Source organism: Roseivivax lentus (assembly GCF_900156805.1).
GTDB lineage: Bacteria > Pseudomonadota > Alphaproteobacteria > Rhodobacterales > Rhodobacteraceae > Roseivivax > Roseivivax lentus.
Genome location: NZ_FTOQ01000002.1, coordinates 87,742 through 105,188, shown reverse-complemented (window position 1 = coordinate 105,188; position 17,447 = coordinate 87,742). Strand labels below are relative to the sequence as shown.

16 protein-coding genes are annotated in these 17,447 nt (G+C 67.5%); 7 read left to right on the top strand and 9 right to left on the bottom strand.

Annotation, left to right across the window (positions count from 1 at the left end; translation table 11 throughout):
* Positions 1 to 12 precede the first annotated feature (12 nt).
* On the top strand, positions 13 to 351 hold the full coding sequence (locus tag BW990_RS04070; protein ID WP_076445339.1) for a hypothetical protein: 339 nt from the start codon (positions 13 to 15) through the stop codon (positions 349 to 351).
* On the opposite strand, the gene BW990_RS04065 is transcribed toward BW990_RS04070, so the two are convergent.
* Positions 348 to 806, bottom strand: coding sequence for a low molecular weight protein-tyrosine-phosphatase (locus BW990_RS04065; RefSeq protein ID WP_076445337.1), 459 nt, complete (start codon positions 804 to 806; stop codon positions 348 to 350). The two genes, BW990_RS04070 and BW990_RS04065, sit on opposite strands and share 4 nt — an antisense overlap.
* 56 nt (positions 807 to 862) lie before the next feature.
* On the opposite strand from BW990_RS04065, the gene BW990_RS04060 reads away from it, so the two are divergent.
* Positions 863 to 1,567, top strand: a complete 705-nt coding sequence (locus BW990_RS04060) for an NAD-dependent deacylase (protein WP_076445335.1) — start codon at positions 863 to 865, stop codon at positions 1,565 to 1,567.
* On the opposite strand, the gene BW990_RS04055 is transcribed toward BW990_RS04060, so the two are convergent.
* Positions 1,564 to 2,022 (bottom strand): copper chaperone PCu(A)C, encoded by a 459-nt coding sequence (locus BW990_RS04055; protein ID WP_076445333.1) that lies wholly within the window; start codon positions 2,020 to 2,022, stop codon positions 1,564 to 1,566. The two genes, BW990_RS04060 and BW990_RS04055, sit on opposite strands and share 4 nt — an antisense overlap.
* Before the next feature lie 171 nt (positions 2,023 to 2,193).
* On the opposite strand from BW990_RS04055, the gene BW990_RS04050 reads away from it, so the two are divergent.
* Positions 2,194 to 2,970: a DUF2189 domain-containing protein gene (locus tag BW990_RS04050; RefSeq protein WP_076445331.1), complete on the top strand. Its 777-nt coding sequence runs from the start codon at positions 2,194 to 2,196 to the stop codon at positions 2,968 to 2,970.
* Positions 2,971 to 3,053: 83 nt separating this feature from the next.
* Here BW990_RS04050 and rpmB read toward each other — a convergent pair whose 3' ends face one another.
* From rpmB to BW990_RS04025, 5 genes are all read right to left on the bottom strand, one after another.
* Positions 3,054 to 3,353, bottom strand: a complete 300-nt coding sequence (rpmB, locus tag BW990_RS04045) for a 50S ribosomal protein L28 (RefSeq protein WP_076445328.1) — start codon at positions 3,351 to 3,353, stop codon at positions 3,054 to 3,056.
* A gap of 132 nt (positions 3,354 to 3,485) precedes the next feature.
* Positions 3,486 to 4,496, bottom strand: a complete 1,011-nt coding sequence (gene meaB / locus BW990_RS04040; protein ID WP_076445326.1) for a methylmalonyl Co-A mutase-associated GTPase MeaB — start codon at positions 4,494 to 4,496, stop codon at positions 3,486 to 3,488.
* 185 nt (positions 4,497 to 4,681) lie between these two features.
* Positions 4,682 to 7,117, bottom strand: a complete 2,436-nt coding sequence (gene hrpB, locus BW990_RS04035) for an ATP-dependent helicase HrpB (protein ID WP_076446322.1) — start codon at positions 7,115 to 7,117, stop codon at positions 4,682 to 4,684.
* Between the two features lie 43 nt (positions 7,118 to 7,160).
* Positions 7,161 to 8,087 (bottom strand): ornithine carbamoyltransferase, encoded by a 927-nt coding sequence (argF, locus tag BW990_RS04030; RefSeq protein ID WP_076445324.1) that lies wholly within the window; start codon positions 8,085 to 8,087, stop codon positions 7,161 to 7,163.
* A gap of 61 nt (positions 8,088 to 8,148) precedes the next feature.
* Positions 8,149 to 9,330 (bottom strand): aspartate aminotransferase family protein, encoded by a 1,182-nt coding sequence (locus tag BW990_RS04025; protein ID WP_076445322.1) that lies wholly within the window; start codon positions 9,328 to 9,330, stop codon positions 8,149 to 8,151.
* 285 nt (positions 9,331 to 9,615) lie between these two features.
* On the opposite strand from BW990_RS04025, the gene BW990_RS21225 reads away from it, so the two are divergent.
* Together BW990_RS21225 and BW990_RS04015 are read left to right on the top strand one after the other, a co-directional pair.
* Positions 9,616 to 10,725 (top strand): hypothetical protein, encoded by a 1,110-nt coding sequence (locus BW990_RS21225; RefSeq protein WP_143526072.1) that lies wholly within the window; start codon positions 9,616 to 9,618, stop codon positions 10,723 to 10,725.
* Between the two features lie 353 nt (positions 10,726 to 11,078).
* Complete coding sequence (locus BW990_RS04015) at positions 11,079 to 12,653, top strand: 2-isopropylmalate synthase (RefSeq protein WP_076445317.1); 1,575 nt, start codon at positions 11,079 to 11,081, stop codon at positions 12,651 to 12,653.
* A 205-nt stretch (positions 12,654 to 12,858) separates the two neighbouring features.
* On the opposite strand, the gene BW990_RS04010 is transcribed toward BW990_RS04015, so the two are convergent.
* Positions 12,859 to 13,383, bottom strand: a complete 525-nt coding sequence (locus BW990_RS04010) for a cupin domain-containing protein (protein WP_076445316.1) — start codon at positions 13,381 to 13,383, stop codon at positions 12,859 to 12,861.
* Positions 13,384 to 13,387: 4 nt separating this feature from the next.
* Positions 13,388 to 14,191: a class I SAM-dependent methyltransferase gene (locus tag BW990_RS04005; RefSeq protein ID WP_076445314.1), complete on the bottom strand. Its 804-nt coding sequence runs from the start codon at positions 14,189 to 14,191 to the stop codon at positions 13,388 to 13,390.
* A gap of 359 nt (positions 14,192 to 14,550) precedes the next feature.
* Here BW990_RS04005 and BW990_RS04000 point away from each other — a divergent pair, with 359 nt between their 5' ends.
* The gene (locus tag BW990_RS04000; protein WP_083950469.1) at positions 14,551 to 16,065 is read left to right on the top strand and encodes an alginate export family protein; all 1,515 of its coding nucleotides are present in this window, start codon (positions 14,551 to 14,553) and stop codon (positions 16,063 to 16,065) included.
* 1 nt (position 16,066) lies between these two features.
* The gene (locus tag BW990_RS03995; protein WP_234990158.1) at positions 16,067 to 17,383 is read left to right on the top strand and encodes a serine hydrolase domain-containing protein; all 1,317 of its coding nucleotides are present in this window, start codon (positions 16,067 to 16,069) and stop codon (positions 17,381 to 17,383) included.
* The last annotated feature ends 64 nt before the right edge of the window (positions 17,384 to 17,447 follow it).

Genomic DNA, 17,447 nt, shown 5'->3' with positions numbered 1-17,447 from the left:
CGGAAGGCTCTCATGTCAAAGCATCTCAGCGCCGCCGCCCTGTGCGCCCTCTCCGCCTGCAGCAGCGAACCCAACCACCTCGGCAACCCGATGCTTCTACCCGTCTCAGCGGTCACAACCGGCATTGGCAACGCCGCCTACAACGCCCGCCGCGCCGCGGTCAAATCCGCCGTCACCGAGGCCGGCCCCGCCCTCCTGACCGACCTGGAAATCCAAGCACGGCTCTGGCAAACAGCCCCCGTCCCGCCAGAGGACCGCGCCGCGACCCTGGGCGACATCGCCGCCCTGCCCGATCCCGGCAGCGCCCAATGGATTGAGGCCGTCACAATCGCGATCATGGTGCGGCTCTAGGCGCGCCCCGCGATCCGGTCCAGCAGCGCCTCCGCCGCCCGCTCTACGAGGTCGAGCGCCCCCTCGAAATCGCGCGTGTAATAGGGATCGGGCACGTGGTCGGTGCCGGGCTCCTCCAGCGCATCGGTGAAAAGCATCACCTCGGCACCACTTTCGGGCCGCATCGCGCGCAGGTCCGACAGGTTCTCGCCATCCATCGCGACGATCAGATCGAACCGGTCGAAATCCGCCCGGTTCACCTGCCGCGCGCGCAGATCCGTCAGGTCGTAGCCCCGCGCCCCGGCCGCCGCGATCATCGGCGGATAGGGCGGCTTGCCCACATGCCAGTCGCCCGTTCCGGCGGAATCGAGCCGCAGATCGAGGCCCCGCCGGGCGGCCTTCGCGCGCACGACCCCTTCCGCCGAGGGCGAGCGGCAGATATTCCCGAGACAGACGAAAAGGATGGATGTGGTCATGGCGGCTCCGGCGACAGGTGCCGTGGAGGGTAGCCAGACCGCCCGGGGAGACAAGCATGCGCCCAGAGAAAATCGTGATCCTGACCGGGGCGGGGATCTCCGCCGAAAGCGGGCTCGGCACCTTCCGCGACAAGGACGGGATCTGGACCAGGCACCGGATCGAGGACGTGGCCACGCCCGAGGCCTTCGCCCGCGATCCCGCCCGCGTGCACGGCTTCTACAATGCCCGCCGCGCGCAGGCCGCCGATGCCCGACCCAACGCCGCCCATGCCGCGCTCGCGCGGCTGCAGCGCGACCATGCGGGCGAGGTGGTGATCGTGACGCAGAACGTGGACGGGCTGCAAGAAGCGGCGGGCGCCACGGTCATCCACATGCACGGAGAGCTTTCCCGTGCCCTCTGTGCGGCCTGCGCGCATCGCTGGGACGCTCCGCGCGAAATGGCCGTGGGCGCGGCCTGCCCCGCCTGCGCCCGGCCCACGGCGCGACCCGATATCGTCTGGTTCGGCGAGATGCCCTATCACATGGATGCCATCGCGGCGCATCTCGGCATGGCCGATCTCTTCGTCGCCATCGGCACCTCGGGCAATGTCTACCCGGCGGCGGGCTTCGTCGAAGAGGCGCGGATGGCCGGGATTGAGACCCTCGAGATCAATCTCGAGGAAACCGCGGCTTCTGGCCTTTTCGACCGCACCCTGACCGGCGCGGCCAGCGCGGCCGTCCCGGCCTGGGTCGACGGCCTCCTCGGGTCCGCTCCGGACTAATGCGCCATCTCCGGCGCGCGCTCGCGGTCGACCACCACGTCGAGGTCGAGCACGGTCCCGTCCTCGAAACGCAACGCCAGAGGCTGGGTCTCGCCCTGCACCAGCGGCACAGTGAGCCCCATGATCATCACGTGATCGCCGCCGCGCTGCAGGCTATGGACGGCCCCGGGCGGGATCTCGATCCCGCCTTCGATCTCGCGCATCATCATCATGCCGTTCTCGTCCTCGCGATGCTCGTGCAGCTCGATCCGGGCGGCGATGTCGCTCTCGGCGGCGACCAGACGCACCGGCGCATCGCCGGTATTCTCGATCGCCATGAAGGCCGCGCCCGTGGGGGCGTCCGGGGCCGTGCTGCGCATATAGGCGTCGCGCACGACGATCTCGGCGGCGGCACCAGAAGCCGACAGGCCGATCAGCGCGGCCAACAGGGCGGGGATTAGAACGGTTGTTTTCATGCGGTGCAGATGCCTTCTTTGACTGCGGGGCGCAAGGCGACACGCACGCTCACCCCCCCTTTTCGGGCGCGAAGAAAGCACGCGCCCGCCGGACCGGGATTGATCCAGAGCAAGGCGTCTGCATTCTGCCTCGGACATGGTTCGACAGGCGACAGCGCGACAGGAGACCCCGTGAGCAGCACATCCGATCCGACCGCCGCGCCGCGGCTTGGCATCGCCGCCCTGTCCTTCGCGGATCTGGGCGCGGTCCTGCGCTGCGGCTGGCACGATTTCCGCCGCGCGCCGGTCTACGGACTGTTCTTCGCGGGTGTCTACGTGCTTGCGGGGCTGGTCCTCGCGCAACTCGGCGCGGGGCTCTTCACCTGGACGCTGACCCTGTCGCTGGGCTTTCCGCTGATCGCGCCCTTCCTCGCGGTCGGCCTCTACGAGGTCAGCCGCCGGCTGGAGTGCGGCGAGCCCCTCAGCTTCCCCGGTGTGCTCGGCGTGATCTGGAACGAACGGACCCGGCAGATCCCCTGGGCCGGGGCTGTGATCGTGATCTATTTCCTGTTCTGGTCGTTCTTCGCGCATATGCTCTTCGCGCTCATCATGGGCCCCTCGGCGCTGACGGGGCCGCCGGACGACCTGGCGACCTATCTCAACGGCAAGGGCCTGACCATGATCCTGGCGGAGCTGGGCTTCGGCGCGGCCTTCGCCTTCCTGCTCTTCGCGCTGACGGCGATCAGCCTGCCGCTGCTGCTCGACCGGGAGGTGGATTTCGTCACCGCCATGCGGCTGAGCGTGGGCGCCGTGCGCGCCAATCCCGCCGTCATGCTGGGCTGGGCGCTGCTGATCGCGGGGCTCACCTTCCTGGCGCTCGTGCCCTTCTTCCTGGGGCTCCTCGTGGTGCTGCCGATCCTCGGCCATGCGAGCTGGCACCTCTATCGCCGCGCGATCCGTCCCGAATGACCGGCGCGCGATGGAAAACAGCCCCGGCCTGAGGCGCGGGGCTGTTCAAACGATTCGCCGAAGGACGGATCGGCAGGGCCGGATCAGGCCTCCGCGGCCTGTGCCGTCTGCAGCTTGGCGATCTCTTTCTTGATCTTCAGCGCCGAGGCCGACAGGTCGGTGTCCTTGGCCTTCTCGAGAAACTTGTCGAGCCCGCCACGGTGATCCACCGTGCGCAGCGCCGCGGAACAGATGCGCAGCTTGATGCCGCGGCCCAGCGCTTCGGACTGCAGCGTCACGTTGTTCAGGTTCGGCAGGTAACGCCGCTTGGTCTTGTTGTTGGCGTGGCTGACATTGTTGCCAACCATCGGGCCCTTACCGGTCAGTTCGCACACGCGCGACATGGGTTCATCCTCGTCAATGTCAGGGCGATGGGCCGGATATTCCGGAGACCGCCGCCAAATGGGGAAAGGGCGCCGCTTGGGGGCCGCGCCCGGAATCTCGTCGCGCTTCTCTAGGCAAGCGCGCCCATGGCGTCAAGTCCCGCCCGTGCCCGATTGCGGCGGGCGCTGCAGATAAGTGGTCAGAAGCTCCTCGGCGGCCGCCGCGGCGGTCAGGTCTCCGGCCTCCACGGCACCCGCAAGCCGCGCCATGGCGCCCTTGACCGGCTCGCGCTTCAGCGTCGAGAGCAGCGCCTCGCGCACTTCCGCCTCGAACCAGTAGCGCGCCTGGTGCGCGCGCCGCGCCGCCCAGTGCCCGGTCTCGCGCCGCCATTCGGCCAGCGCCTGCATCTCGTCCCAGGCCTGGGCGAGCCCCGCTTCCTCGATCGCCGAGACGGTCAGCGCCTTGGGAAACCCCTCGGGGTCCTGCGGCCGCTTGCGCAAGAGCCGCAGCGCGCCCGCGTAATCCGCGCAGGTCCGCGTCGCGGTGGCCTTCAGATCGCCATCGGCCTTGTTGATCAGGATGATGTCGGCCATCTCCATGATGCCGCGCTTGACGCCCTGCAGCTCGTCCCCGCCCGCCGGCGCCAGCAGCAGCACGAAGAGATCCGACAGCTCGGCCACCACGGTCTCGGACTGCCCGACGCCCACCGTCTCGATCAGGATGACGTCGAAATCCGCCGCCTCGCAAAGCTCGATCGCCTCGCGGGTGCGCCGGGCGACCCCGCCCAGATGCGACTGGCTGGGCGAGGGCCGGATGAAGGCGCGCGGGTCCCGCGCCAGCCGCTCCATCCGCGTCTTGTCGCCGAGGATCGAGCCCCCCGACCGCGCCGAGGAGGGATCGACCGCCAGCACCGCCACCTTGAGCCCCCGGCCCGTCAGCATCATCCCGAAGGCCTCGATGAAGGTGGACTTGCCCACCCCGGGCGTGCCCGAAAGGCCGATCCGCAGCGCCTCGCGTCCGTGATCCGCATCCTTCAGCCCCTGCAGAAGCGCGATCGCGTCGCCCCGGTGATCCGCCCGCCCGCTTTCCACCAGCGTGATCGCCCGGGCCAGCGCGCGCCGCTCGCCCCTGAGGATGCCCGCCTGCATTGCATCGATCTCCATACCCGTCTCGCTTGTCCCCTGGGCCGGCCTCGTTCCGGCCCGCCCCGTTCTGGCCCGCACCCGGCCCGGTGTCCAGCCTCGCGGCCCGGGCCCGGCAGGCGCGCCCCGCCCCTGTCACGACCGGACCGGAAATACCTCCAGAGAGCGCGAGAGACAGCGTCTCTCGCAGGGCGCGGGACGCGCCCTCATTCCCGCCGCTTGGCCCGGAGCGTCGGGTCGGCCTGCCGCGGATCCTCGGGCCAGGGATGCTTGGGATACCGCCCGCGCATGTCCTTGCGCACATCGGCATAGGAGCTGTTCCAGAAGCCCGGCAGGTCCATCGTGGTCTGCACCGGCCGGCCCGCCGGCGACAGGAGCGTGACGCGCAGCGGCTGCCCGCCGACCTTCGGATGCTCGACCTGGCCGAACATCTCCTGTAGCCGCAGCGCGATCTCCGGCGCCTCGCCGGAATAATCGATCGGGATGCGCCGCCCGAGCGGCGTGGTGAAGGCTCCCGGCACCGCCCGGTCGAGCGCCTGGCGCTGCCCGTAATCGAGCCGCGCCTCGAGCGCGGGCAGCAGGTCGTACCGCTTCCAGTCCTCCGCGCCGGTGACGCCGCCGAGAAACGGCAGCAGCCAATCCTCGAGGCTCTCGAGCAGCGCCTCGCTGTCCATCGCCGGAAGATCCGCGCCGCCCGCCCGCGCGATCTCCACCCGCGCGGCGAACCGCGCGGCCTTGCCCGACAGCCGCAATCCCAGATGCCGCACGCCCTCCAGCATCGCCCGCGCCACCGCCTCGGCGGGCGCGTCGGTCCAGACCCGGTCGTCCAGCGCGATGGCCCCCAGCCGCTCCTGCCGCCGCGCGACGACGCGGCCCTCGCGTTTGGACCAATGGCAGGTCTCGATCCAGCCGATCTCATCTGCGAAGATCGCGCGCAGCTCGGCCTCCTCGATCCGGATCGCCTGGCGGATCCGCGCCTCGCGCGGATTGCCGTCGAGATCGGTGACCACGATCAGCCGCGCCCCCGCGAGCGGGTCGTCATCGGCCATGACGGCGCCCTTGCCGCCCGACAGCACGTAGCGCGCCGCATCGCCCTTGCGGCGCAGCCCGACCCGGTCGGGATAGGCCAGCGCCGCCATCTGCGCGGCATTCAGGCCGCGATCCCCGGGCGCGCCGCGCGCCAGGCGCCGGGCCTCGGCGCGCACCCGCTCGAGCGTGCCGCGATGGGGCACGAGCCCCCGGCGCGCAGCAAAGCCCTGCGCATCGCGCAGCGCCTCGAGCCTCAGCGTCAGGTCGACCGGCGCGCCGCGCAACGGATCGCGCTCGGCGAGAAGCGCCGCCAGGGGCGCCGAGCCGGCCCCCGCCCGCGCCAGCATATGCGCCAGCCGCGGATGCAGCGGCATCGCCGCCATCTGCCGGCCATGCGCGGTCACCCGATGGTCCGCATCGAGCGCGCCCAGCGCGCGCAACAGCGCCTGCGCCTCGGCATAGGGCCCGGCCCCGGGCGCCGTCAGGAAGGGCAGCGCCTCGGGACCCGCCCCCCAGACCGCCAGTTCCAGCGCGAGCCCCGCGAGATCCGCAACCTCGATCTCCGCCGGCGGAAAGGCCGGCAGCGCCCCCTCCTCGCCCCTGGTCCAGAGCCGGTGGGCCACCCCCGGCGCGACCCGGCCCGCGCGGCCCGCCCGCTGCGCGGCTTCGGCCTTCGACACCGGCTCGGTGACCAGCCGCGACATGCCTGACCCCGGATCGAAGCGCGCGCGCCGCGCGAGGCCCGCATCCACGACGACGCGCACATCCTCGATGGTCAGCGAGGTTTCCGCGATGGCGGTGGCGAGCACTATCTTGCGCGCCGCGATGTCGGGCGCGATGGCCGCGCGCTGCGCCGAGAATTCCATCGCGCCGAAGAGCGGCCGGATCACGCAGCCCGCGGGCACCCGGTCCCTGAGCCGCGCCTCGACCCGGCGGATCTCCCCCTCGCCCGGCAGGAAGACCAGCATGCCGCCCTCGGTCTCGTCCAGGGCCTCCAGCACCGTCTCGACCACCGCGTCCTCCCGCCGCTGCCCCTTGGGCAGAGGGGCCGCGCGCCAGCGCGTCTCGACCGGAAAGCTGCGCCCCTCGGAGGTCACGACCGGCGCCCCCATCAGCGCCGCCACCGGCGCCGCATCGAGCGTCGCGGACATCGGCAACAGGATCAGGTCGTCGCGCAGCGCGCCCGCCACTTCGAGGCACAGCGCGAGCCCCAGATCGGTGTTGAGCGAGCGTTCGTGGAACTCGTCGAAGATCACCGCGCCGACGCCCGACAGCTCCGGGTCCGATTGCAGCCGCCGCGTGAGGATGCCCTCGGTGACCACCTCGATCCGCGTCGCGCGGCCCACCTTGGCCTCGCCGCGGATACGGTAACCCACCGTGGCCCCCACCGCCTCGCCCAGCGTCTCGGCCATGCGTTCGGCGGCGGCCCGCGCGGCCAGGCGGCGCGGCTCCAGCATCAGGATGGTGCCCTCCGTGAGCCCTGCCTCCAGCATTGCCAGCGGCACCCGCGTGGTCTTGCCGGCCCCCGGCGGGGCCTGCAGCACGGCGCGGCCGCCTGCGCGCAACGCCGCGACCAGATCGCCGATCGCGTCTTCGATGGGCAGGCGCGTCACGGCCGCCACGGGCCCAGGATTTTATCTAAAATCCTGCCCCCGCTCACGCCCCGAGGCACCACCGCATGATGGCCTTCTGCGCGTGCAGCCGGTTCTCCGCCTCGTCCCAGATCACCGAGTTCGGCCCGTCCATGACCTCGGAGGTCACCTCTTCCTCGCGATGCGCGGGCAGGCAATGCATGAAGAGCGCGTCGGGCTTGGCTGCCGCCATCAGGTCGCGGTTGACCTGGTAGGGGCGCAGCATGTTGTGCCGCCGCTCACGGGCCGACTGCGCGTCATGCATCGACACCCAGGTGTCGGTGATCACCAGATCCGCGCCCGCCACGGCCTTAACCGGGTCGCGCTCGATGGTGATGGTCGCGCCCTTGTTCCGCGCAAGCCCCACGAACTCCATCTCGGGATCGAGCTGCACCGGCCCGGTGAAGGTGAAGTCGAAGCCGAATTGCGCCGCGGCATGCAGCCAGGACGCGCAGACATTGTTGCCGTCGCCCGACCAGACCACCTTCTTGCCCGCAATCGGCCCGCGATGCTCCTCGAAGGTCAGCACGTCGGCCATGATCTGGCAGGGATGGGTGCGGTCGGTGAGCCCGTTGATCACCGGCACGGAGGCGAACTCCGCCATCTCGGTCAGCACGCTCTCGTCGAAGGTCCGGATCATGATCAGGTCGACGAAGCGCGACAGCACGCGGGCGGTGTCCGCGATGGTCTCGCCATGGCCGAGCTGCAGATCGCCGCCCGACAGCACCATGGTCTCGCCGCCCATCTGGCGCACGCCCACGTCGAAGGACACCCGCGTCCGGGTCGAGGGCTTTTCGAAGATCAACGCCACCATGTGCCCGGCCAGCGGCTGCTCGGCATCGGGCGTGGCCTTGGGCGCGCCGTTTCGCGCCGTCTTGATCGCCCGCGCGGCGTCGATCATGCCCCGCAGGGCGGTGGGGTCGGTCTTATGGATATCGAGGAAATGGTTCATTGGCTTGGACTTTTCACAAGGGGCCGGGCGCGGCGCGCGGGCGGGCCGGAAGATATCAGGGTCAGGCGGGCGCGGTCTCGAGCGCCGCGGCGGCGCGGTCGAGGCGCGTGACCGCCTCGCCGATCTCGTCCTCGGAGAGCGTGAGCGGCGGCAACAGGCGCACCACGTTGTCAGCGGCGGGCACGGTCAGCACGCCCTCGGCGATCCCGGCCTTCACCAGATCGGCATTCGGCGCGCGGCATTTCAGCCCGAGCATCAGCCCCGCACCGCGCACGCTCTCGAACACCTCCGGATGCGCGGCAACGAGCCCCTCGAGCCGCTGGCGCAGCAGCGCCGCGCGGCGGTTCACATCGTCGAGGAAGGCCGGGTCGGCGACGATCTCCATCACCTTGAGCCCCACCGCGCAGGCCAGCGGGTTGCCGCCATAGGTCGAACCATGGGTGCCCGCGCCCATGCCCGACGCGGCCTTTTCCGTGGCCAGCACCGCGCCCAGCGGAAAGCCCCCGCCGATGCCCTTGGCGATCATCATGATGTCGGGCGTGATGCCCGCCCATTCATGCGCGAAGAGCTTGCCCGTGCGGCCCATACCGCATTGCACCTCGTCGAAGATCAGAAGCGCCCCGGTCGCGTCGCAAAGCTCCCGCAGGCCCTTCAGGCAATGATCGGGCACCGGCCGGATGCCGCCCTCGCCCTGGATCGGCTCCACAAGCACGGCGGCGATCTTGTCGGTGACGGCGTCGCGCAGCGCGTCGTGATCGCCGAATTCCAGGTGAGTGAAGCCCGGCAGGAGCGGCCCGAACCCCTTTGTCATCTTCTCCGAGCCCGCCGCGGCGATGCCCGCCGAGGAGCGCCCGTGGAACGAGCCCGAGAAGGTCACGATCTCGGTCCTCTCGGTCTCTCCCTTATCGAACCAGTATTTCCGCGCCATCTTCACCGCGAGTTCGCAGCTTTCCGTGCCGGAATTGGTGAAGAAGACGGTATCCGCGAAGGTCGCCGCCACCAGCGCATCGGCGAGCGCCTGCTGCTGGGGGATCCGGTAGAGGTTCGAGACGTGCCAGAGCGTATGCGCCTGCTCGGTCAGCGCGGCCACGAGCGCGGGATGGGCATGGCCCAGCGCATTGACCGCGATGCCCGCGCCGAGATCGAGAAAGCGTCGCCCGTCCGCCTCGATCAGCCAGCTGCCCTCGCCCTTCACGAAGGTGAGCGGCGCGCGATTATAGGTCGGAAGGACGGACGGGATCATGGTCGTCTCCTTGAGAACGGAAGGCCAAGAGGTGCCAAGGGCACCGGGCCAAGTCAAGTTGTGGTGAGGGTATGACGGACGGATACACGGGCCGCTGCGCGTGGGGCGCGGAGCGGCGGGCGGAGGCTTAGTGGCCTCGTCGGGTGTCGTGTTGGGTCGTCATGGCCTTCGCATAAGCCAAGACTGAGGCAGTTGGCAAGCGTGATGAGCGGGAAGCGGTCTTTCGCTGCGCTTTGGACGAACGGCCCAAAGGGCAAGAGACGCGCTTTACACAACTGGCTCCAAATGGTTACCGTTATGCTACCTTGTCGAAAGCGGATTATGCCAGTTTTTTGTAGCTTTCTTGTCTTTAGACCTGACGAAATCGATTTGATTCATTCTGTTTGCGCTGCTGCGAATTGGCGCTCAAAAGATATTTCCGACCCATCGATGCGATATGCCTTCTCAGAAAGAGGTCTATCCGAATTATCCCAAGCCAGTTCGTTGAAGGATATTGGCGTCCACCACAAAGGGCAAGAACCTGGGAGGTTACTTCTGTTGGAGGCAGAGCAAACCGAAGTTGACAACATCATTCAACTCGTCTGCGCAGAGAATATCGTTCTTGAGGGTTTTCCCTTTAACGAGAACCCGCCCACTTGCGGGTTCGAGCTTTCTGACAAAGAAGCAGATAGGCAAATAACGTTTGAGAACGTTTTTCGACGCGATGGCTTCTTTCAATGGTTTACCTACCGTCAGACGCTACCGGTCGCTGTCGCCATAGCTGCTGCAGCTTGGCAGGATAAGAAGCTTATATATGCCATTCACAAGTTGGCAAAGAGCTACGAAACCGAGTGTGTAACGCCTTGGTCAATGCATCCTCGTTATGGGCAGATGTTTGAAAAACACACCAGCGATTTCGCCTCGCATGTGCGAACGTCTGTGGCAATAAATCTTGCATATTCAGCCACCGAAGAACTTGATCTCGGCGTGAAAGCAAGTCGGGAGGTGCCGCGATCTATTGGAAAAAAGACTTTTTTATGGAACCCGAAGGTTCTGGAGCCTTTAAAGGCTCGTTTACAAAATTCTGGTGTTGATCAGGAAAGAATGATTGATTGGGTGACCCGTGGTAATCAATCCGAAGTGCCGATATATGAAATGCTCAACCAGCTTTCGGAGCATTCGGATGGAGTTGAGGTTCGAGATCGTCAGCTTTCAGTGCCGGACGCGATCAATTTTTGCGAGTTCTTACGCAGCAAAATGACTGCCCACGCATTTTCTTCAGAGACCAACCGTCTCGGGCCCTATGAGGTCTATAACGTTCAGCAAGTAGCAAGATTCCTAATTTTGTCCAAATGCGACCTATGGAACACTTGGACCGAGGAACTAAGAAAGCGCTATAACTCGCCTCCAAAGTAGAAGTTACAAAGCCAGAATCGGCGAGACGCAACGATGGGCGTGTCCGCTTCGGACTGGGACCGGCCATCTATCGAGCTTGGCACGAAGGTCGGCTCTGGCCCGATAGCCGAGGCGGTAGAGAAGCCCCCCAACATCCCCCCTTCCCTTTCGCCCCCAACCCGCCTATACCCTCGCCCCATGAGCACGCCGACCCACACCCTCTCCGCGACCGCGCCCGTCCGGGCGGCGGCGTCGCTCGGCCTGCTCCTTCTGCTTACCCGCCTCTGAGCGTGCCTTGACCGGCGCGACCGCTCAGAGGAGATAGGGACCCGCGCCGACCAAGCCCCAAGCAGACACAATCCGAAAGACATCCCATGACCCCGACCGATAAAGACCGCGTGTGGATCTTCGACACCACGCTCCGCGACGGCGAGCAATCCCCCGGCGCGACCATGACCCATGCCGAGAAGCTCGAGATCGCGGAGCTGCTCGACGACATGGGCGTCGACATCATCGAGGCGGGCTTCCCCATCGCCTCCGAAGGCGATTTTCGCGCCGTCTCCGAGATCGCCAAGCGCTCCAAGCAGGCGGTGATCTGCGGCCTCGCGCGCGCGCAGCTGCCCGATATCGACCGCTGCTGGGACGCCGTGCGCCATGCGGAGCGGCCCCGCATCCACACCTTCATCGGCACCTCGCCGCTGCACCGCGCCATCCCGAACCTGACGCAGGACGAGATGGCCGACCGCATCCACGAGACGGTGACCCATGCCCGCAACCTCTGCGACAACGTGCAATGGTCGCCGATGGACGCCACGCGGACCGAGTGGGATTACCTCGCCCGGGTCGTCGAGATCGCGATCAAGGCGGGCGCCACCACGATCAACATCCCCGACACGGTGGGTTATACCGCGCCGCGCGAAAGCGCCGATCTGATCCGGCGGCTCATCGCCGACGTGCCCGGCGCCGACGAGGTGATCTTCGCCACCCATTGTCACAACGATCTGGGCATGGCGACGGCCAACGCGCTGGCCGCGGTCGAGGGCGGCGCGCGGCAGATCGAATGCACCATCAACGGGCTCGGCGAGCGAGCGGGCAACACCGCGCTCGAAGAGGTGGTGATGGCGCTCAAGACCCGCTCCGACATCATGCCTTATGAGACCGGGATCGATACGAAGAAGATCATGCATATCTCGCGCCGCGTCGCGACCGTGTCGGGCTTCCCGGTGCAATACAACAAGGCCATCGTCGGCAAGAACGCCTTCGCGCATGAGAGCGGCATCCATCAGGACGGCATGCTGAAGAACGCCGAGACCTTCGAGATCATGCGCCCCGAGGATGTGGGCCTTGCGGCCACCAACCTCGTCATGGGCAAGCATTCGGGCCGCGCGGCCTTGCGCGACAAGCTGCGGCAACTGGGCGTGGAGCTTGGCGACAACCAGCTCAAGGACGTCTTCGTGCGCTTCAAGGATCTCGCCGACCGCAAGAAGGAGGTCTACGACGAGGACATCCTCGCGCTCGTGACCGCCACGGCGGCGGACGGCCAGCAGGACCGGCTCGTCATCGTGAACCTGTCGGTGCAATGCGGCACGGGTGGGCCCGCGACGGCGGAGCTCGAGATGGAGATCGACGGCCGCGAAGTGTCGGCCACCTGCCAGGGCGACGGGCCGGTCGATGCGACCTTCAAGGCGGTGCGCGAACTGCACCCCAACACCGCGCGGCTGCAGCTCTACCAGGTGAACGCCGTGACCGAAGGCACCGATGCGCAGGCCACGGTGTCCGTGCGTCTGGAAGAGGACGGAATGATCGCGACGGGCCAGTCGGCGGATACCGACACGGTTGTCGCTTCCGCCAAGGCCTATGTGAACGCGCTGAACCGGCTCCTCGTGCGCCGCGACAAGGCGGGGCCGGGATCGGATGCCAAGGAAATCAGCTACAAGGATGTGAGCTGAGCGATACGGGGTGACGGCGAAGATCCGTCACTCCGCGATCCTGCACGCCGGACCGCGAGGCGCGGGGGCGCTTTTCCTCGCGCCTCCGGCATCTGGGGCGCGCAGCACGGGCTGGCGAGACGCGACACCTGCCCGCGCAAAGCATCAACGCGCCTCCGTTCTTCCCGAAGTCACCCGCCCGAAGCCGCCGCCCTCCCCGCGTCACTCAGAGGCCCTCGTCCTCCTCAGGCATGGGCCTCTGCCAGTCGTCGAAGCTCAGCTCCGGGCTGCTCTTGACGTCCACCAGGCGGATCTCCGACCTCGAAAAGACCAGCTGCTTACCGATCCTCGGATAATGCGCGATATCGAAGCCGGAGCTTTCGCCGCCCATCAGGTAGACGAGATCGTCGCGGAACGGGTTCGTCAGGTGGTGCGGCGGACCGTGCGGCGCGGGAAAGGCCATGATGTCCCCCGGCCCGACCTCGATCTCATCCTCGCCGATCTGGGCCAGACCGCGCCCCGACAGGATCACGAGAAACTCCTCGTCCCGCTCATGGCGATGATACAGAAAGCTCTCCTGCCCCGGTGGGATGCGCGCGATATACAAGGCCAGGCGCTGCAGCCCGAAAACCGGGGCGAGGCGTTTGAGGAACACGTCCGACGCCGGGTTCAGCGGATGCCGGATACGTCCCTCTTCCATCGACCGGATCGCTGCCGCCGAAAGATGGCTCACGGTACCGGAAAGCGGCATCGCCCTAATCTCCCCTGGCGGCCTTCACCGCCCATGCTCGCGCGGTCAGCCGCACCGGGCCGCCTCGATCCAGATCCTCCGCGAGGTGCGCCTTCAGGCCGTCACGATGGTCGTCCGGCAGGCTCATGCAGTAGCCGGGCGCCGGGCCGGCCCCCAGGGTGAACGGGTGCCAGAACGCCTCGAAGTCGGGAAACTCGGTGACGATCTCGATCGGGGAAATCTCGGCATCGGAAAGACCGGCCTCCGCGCACAAATCGCCCAGCCCTTCTGCCGTGCAGAAGGGAAAGCGCCGGCCTTCATCCAGCTCGGCCGCGTCCGCATCGAGCGAGGCCGCCGCTTTCCAGAACGCGTCGATGAAGCCTATGCCGCCACCGGGATAATCCCAGACGTAGAAGGACAGGACGCCCCCGGGTCGCAGCACGCGCTGCATCTCCACAAGGCCTGCACGGCGGTCCGGCACGAAGTTCAGAACCAGCGCCGACGTGACGATATCGACGCTTTCGTTCTCCGCAGGCAGCTTCTGTGCGGTGGCCGTCTCGAACCGGGCCCGAGGGTCCGCGATGGCCGCGCGGGCATGGGTGATGAAATCCTCCGACGGGTCGGTGGCGAGGATGGCGTTGGGATCGCGGCCCTGCAGGATCGCCGCGGTCAGGGCACCGGTTCCGCAGCCGATCTCCAGCCAGTCGGCCGATCGGGGCGGATCGAGCCAGTCGAGGAACCTGGTCGCGACCATCCGGCTCCACCGGCCCATGTAGTGATCGTAGCTTTGGCCGGCGCTCCAGGCATCGAAACCCGCGTGAGGTGGCATGTCATGATCCCTCCCGGAAGAGCGAAGCGCGAGGCGCTGCTCACGCTTCATGGGACGAGCATAGCACAAAACCGCGCCTGGGTCTGGCCGGGGTCTCTGATGCGGCGCGGGACCTGCCCTCCGGTTCGACAACGCATCCGAACGCCCGAAGGCGGCAGGATCACGATCCTGCACCGAAGGATCCGTCGCGCATGCCCGCACGGCTGCCACCGCCTGCCCCGTGCCCGGGCGCGGCCCGCCATCGCTTCTGCCCGCGTTTTGTCACCTGCCCGCCGGCGCCCCCGCTTCGGGCCGAAAAGCCTTGAGATGCGCGCCGAACCTTTTCAGACTGTCCGTGAAATATTGTTGCTAATGGTGTCATGTCTTTTGAACCCGCCTCCACGGCGCACCGCGCCCGTTCCGGTCTGTGCCGCCGCGCCAAGGCGGCCCTGCGGGGCGGATGTCCGAACGCGCGCGGCGCTGTCCTGGCCGTGGCGGCGCTGGCCGTCTCACTCGCGGCCCAGACGGCGCAGGCGCAGGACCGCGACCCGATGCTTCTGCATGAGGCCGGGGCGCTCACGCTACGCAGCCATCTTCAGTTCGGTCTGAACGCGGTCAGCGAAAGCAACCTTTTCTGGGACCTCGCGGAGACCACCGCGCCGGGCAGCGGTTTCGATCCCGATACGCACTGGCTCGAGGGCTACATCAAGCCCGGCCTCAGCTTTGAATACCGGCTCGACGGCGGCGCGCAGGTCTACGGCAAGCTTTCGGCCGTGGCCTCCTACACCTGGGGCACGGATGCCTTCGACACCGGCGATACCGGCGCGGAGACGCTGGAGGAAGCCTATCTGGCCCTTCGCGGCGATCTGGGCCGGGGATTGTCCTATGATCTCTCCCTCGGGGCGCGTGAACTGACCCTCGGCACCGGCATGCTGATCGCCAACGGGGCGACCAGCGGGTTCGAGCGTGGCGCGCTGAAATTCGGGCCGCGCAAGGCGTGGGAACGGGCCGCGATCGCGCGCCTGTCCTCGGGGAACGTCACCGGGACGGCCTTCTTCCTCGATCCGAACGAACTGCCCTCCACGGACGGGCACAACGAACTGGCGGGCTTCGATCTGCGCGTCGACGACCCGCGCGGCGGCTATGTCGGCGCGACCTACGTGGATGTGCTGCACTCCGACTCGCCTTATCCGCAGGCGGCGCCGGGCGGTGTCGGCGCGCCCACGGTGACGCCCGGCGCGCGCGAGGGCACGCGCACGCTCGGCGTCTACACGAAGACGAACCCGTTTGTCGGGGCGCTCGAGAACTGGGCGTTCACCGGAGAGCTTGCCTATCAGTGGAACGACCGGATCGACCTCGAGGCCTGGGCCGGGCGCGTGACCGCCGGCTACACCTTTGCCGGCAGGCCGTGGTCGCCGAACCTGACCCTGGGCTACCAGACCTTTTCCGGCGACGACCCGGACACGAGCACGCTCGAACGGTTCGATCCGCTTTATTACCAGGGCAGTCCCAGCGCCTGGGCGACGGGGTCGAAATCCGCCTCGACCTTCATCAATTCCAACGTGAACGCGCTGACGCTGACGCTGCGGGTGCAGCCCACGCGGCAGGAGACCTGGACGCTGCGCTATGCGCATATCCGCGCGAACGAATTGAACAGCCCGGTTCAGTTCGGGCAGGCGACCCGGGTCGATCTGAACGGGAACGTCGTCTCGGGGGTCACCGATGCCCATCTCGCCGACGATCTGTTCCTCGAATACAGCCGCATCATCAACCGCAACACATTTCTCACCGCCGGCGTCTCCGCCTCCTTTCCCGGAGAGGCGATCGACAACGTGATCGGCACGAGCGCAGAGCCTTGGACCGGAGGATTCCTCAATGTCGTCGTCAACTTCTGATGTGATCGCAATCGCCCTCGCCGCCATGCTCGCCCTCGGCACGGCAACGCAGCTTTCGGCGCAATCGGAACCCCTCTCGGCGCGGGAGTCGGACCCGAAGGTCATGGGCTGGATGCAGGGCTTTCCGCCGCCGCCCGACAAGCTCATCACCCAGCCCGACAGCAATTATTTCAGCTTCCCGAAGCTGCGCTGGTCGGTCTGTCACCTGCGCGAATTCCTGCCCACCGAGGAAATCAGCCGCGGCCTCGGCGCGCCGGTGCCGCTGCCCTACCCGTCGCCGGCGGAATTCGCGGCACTGGCCCGCGAGATCGACGCGCTGACCTTCACGCCGCTGAACGCCAGCGAGGCGATGACCTGGGAAGAGAGCCTCTACGCCAATTACACCGACGGCATGCTGATCCTGCACAAGGGACAGGTCGTGTATGAGCGCTATTTCGGCTGTCTCGAGGAAGGCGGCAAGCATGCCATCATGTCGATGACGAAATCGATCACGGGTCTCCTGGGCGAAATCCTCGTGGCCGAGGGCGTGCTCGACGACACCGCGTTGGTGCGCGACGTGATCCCGGAGATCGGCGACAGTGCCTTCGCCACCGCGACGGTGCGGCAGGTGATGGATATGACCACGGGCGTGCAGTATTCCGAGGATTATTCCGACCCGAATGCCGATATCTGGCTCTATTCGCGTGCGGCAAGCCCGCTGCCCAAGGCGGCGGATTATTCGGGCCCGGACGGCTATTGGGAGTACCTTCAGCAGGTGCCGCCAGACGGCGAACACGGCGAGGCCTTCCATTACAAGACGATCAATTCGGACATGCTCGGCTGGATCATCAGCCGCGTGACCGGCGAGGCCGTGACCGATCTTGCCTCCGACCGCCTCTGGACCCGCATGGGGGCCGAACAGGACGCCTATCAGACCGTCGACGGCAAGGGTGTGCCCTTTGCCGGGGGCGGCGTGACGGCGGGCCTGCGCGATCTCGGGCGGCTCGGGCAGGTGATGCTCGACCGGGGCGAGATCAACGGCCAGCGGCTCTTCCCAGCCGAGGTGGTCGAGACCATCGCCGCCGGCGGCGACCCGTCGAAATTCGCGGGTTTCCCGACGATCCCGAACGGCAGCTACACGAGCCAATGGTGGGTGTTCCACAACGATCACGGGGCCTATGCGGCGCGCGGCGTGCATGGTCAGACGATCTATGTCGACCCGACCGCCGAGATGGTTCTGGTCCGGCTGGCCTCGTTCCCCCGCGCGCAGAACGGCTTCATCGACCCGACCTCGCTGCCCGCCTACCAGGCGGTGGCCGAATACCTCATGGCGCGGTGACCGGGCATGGCCGCGCCCTCCGCTCCGAAAGCCGCTGACGGCGTGACCGCCGGGGCCGCGGCGC

What these genes read in the sequence shown, in the direction of transcription:
- BW990_RS04070 (WP_076445339.1), top strand. Translation starts at nt 13, where the DNA reads ATGTCAAAGCATCTCAGCGCCGCCGCCCTGTGCGCCCTCTCCGCCTGC.
- BW990_RS04065 (WP_076445337.1), bottom strand. Translation starts at nt 806, where the DNA reads ATGACCACATCCATCCTTTTCGTCTGTCTCGGGAATATCTGCCGCTCG.
- BW990_RS04060 (WP_076445335.1), top strand. Translation starts at nt 863, where the DNA reads ATGCGCCCAGAGAAAATCGTGATCCTGACCGGGGCGGGGATCTCCGCC.
- BW990_RS04055 (WP_076445333.1), bottom strand. Translation starts at nt 2,022, where the DNA reads ATGAAAACAACCGTTCTAATCCCCGCCCTGTTGGCCGCGCTGATCGGC.
- rpmB (WP_076445328.1), bottom strand. Translation starts at nt 3,353, where the DNA reads ATGTCGCGCGTGTGCGAACTGACCGGTAAGGGCCCGATGGTTGGCAAC.
- meaB (WP_076445326.1), bottom strand. Translation starts at nt 4,496, where the DNA reads ATGGAGATCGATGCAATGCAGGCGGGCATCCTCAGGGGCGAGCGGCGC.
- argF (WP_076445324.1), bottom strand. Translation starts at nt 8,087, where the DNA reads ATGAACCATTTCCTCGATATCCATAAGACCGACCCCACCGCCCTGCGG.
- BW990_RS04025 (WP_076445322.1), bottom strand. Translation starts at nt 9,330, where the DNA reads ATGATCCCGTCCGTCCTTCCGACCTATAATCGCGCGCCGCTCACCTTC.
- BW990_RS21225 (WP_143526072.1), top strand. Translation starts at nt 9,616, where the DNA reads ATGGTTACCGTTATGCTACCTTGTCGAAAGCGGATTATGCCAGTTTTT.
- BW990_RS04015 (WP_076445317.1), top strand. Translation starts at nt 11,079, where the DNA reads ATGACCCCGACCGATAAAGACCGCGTGTGGATCTTCGACACCACGCTC.
- BW990_RS04010 (WP_076445316.1), bottom strand. Translation starts at nt 13,383, where the DNA reads ATGCCGCTTTCCGGTACCGTGAGCCATCTTTCGGCGGCAGCGATCCGG.
- BW990_RS04005 (WP_076445314.1), bottom strand. Translation starts at nt 14,191, where the DNA reads ATGCCACCTCACGCGGGTTTCGATGCCTGGAGCGCCGGCCAAAGCTAC.
- BW990_RS04000 (WP_083950469.1), top strand. Translation starts at nt 14,551, where the DNA reads ATGTCTTTTGAACCCGCCTCCACGGCGCACCGCGCCCGTTCCGGTCTG.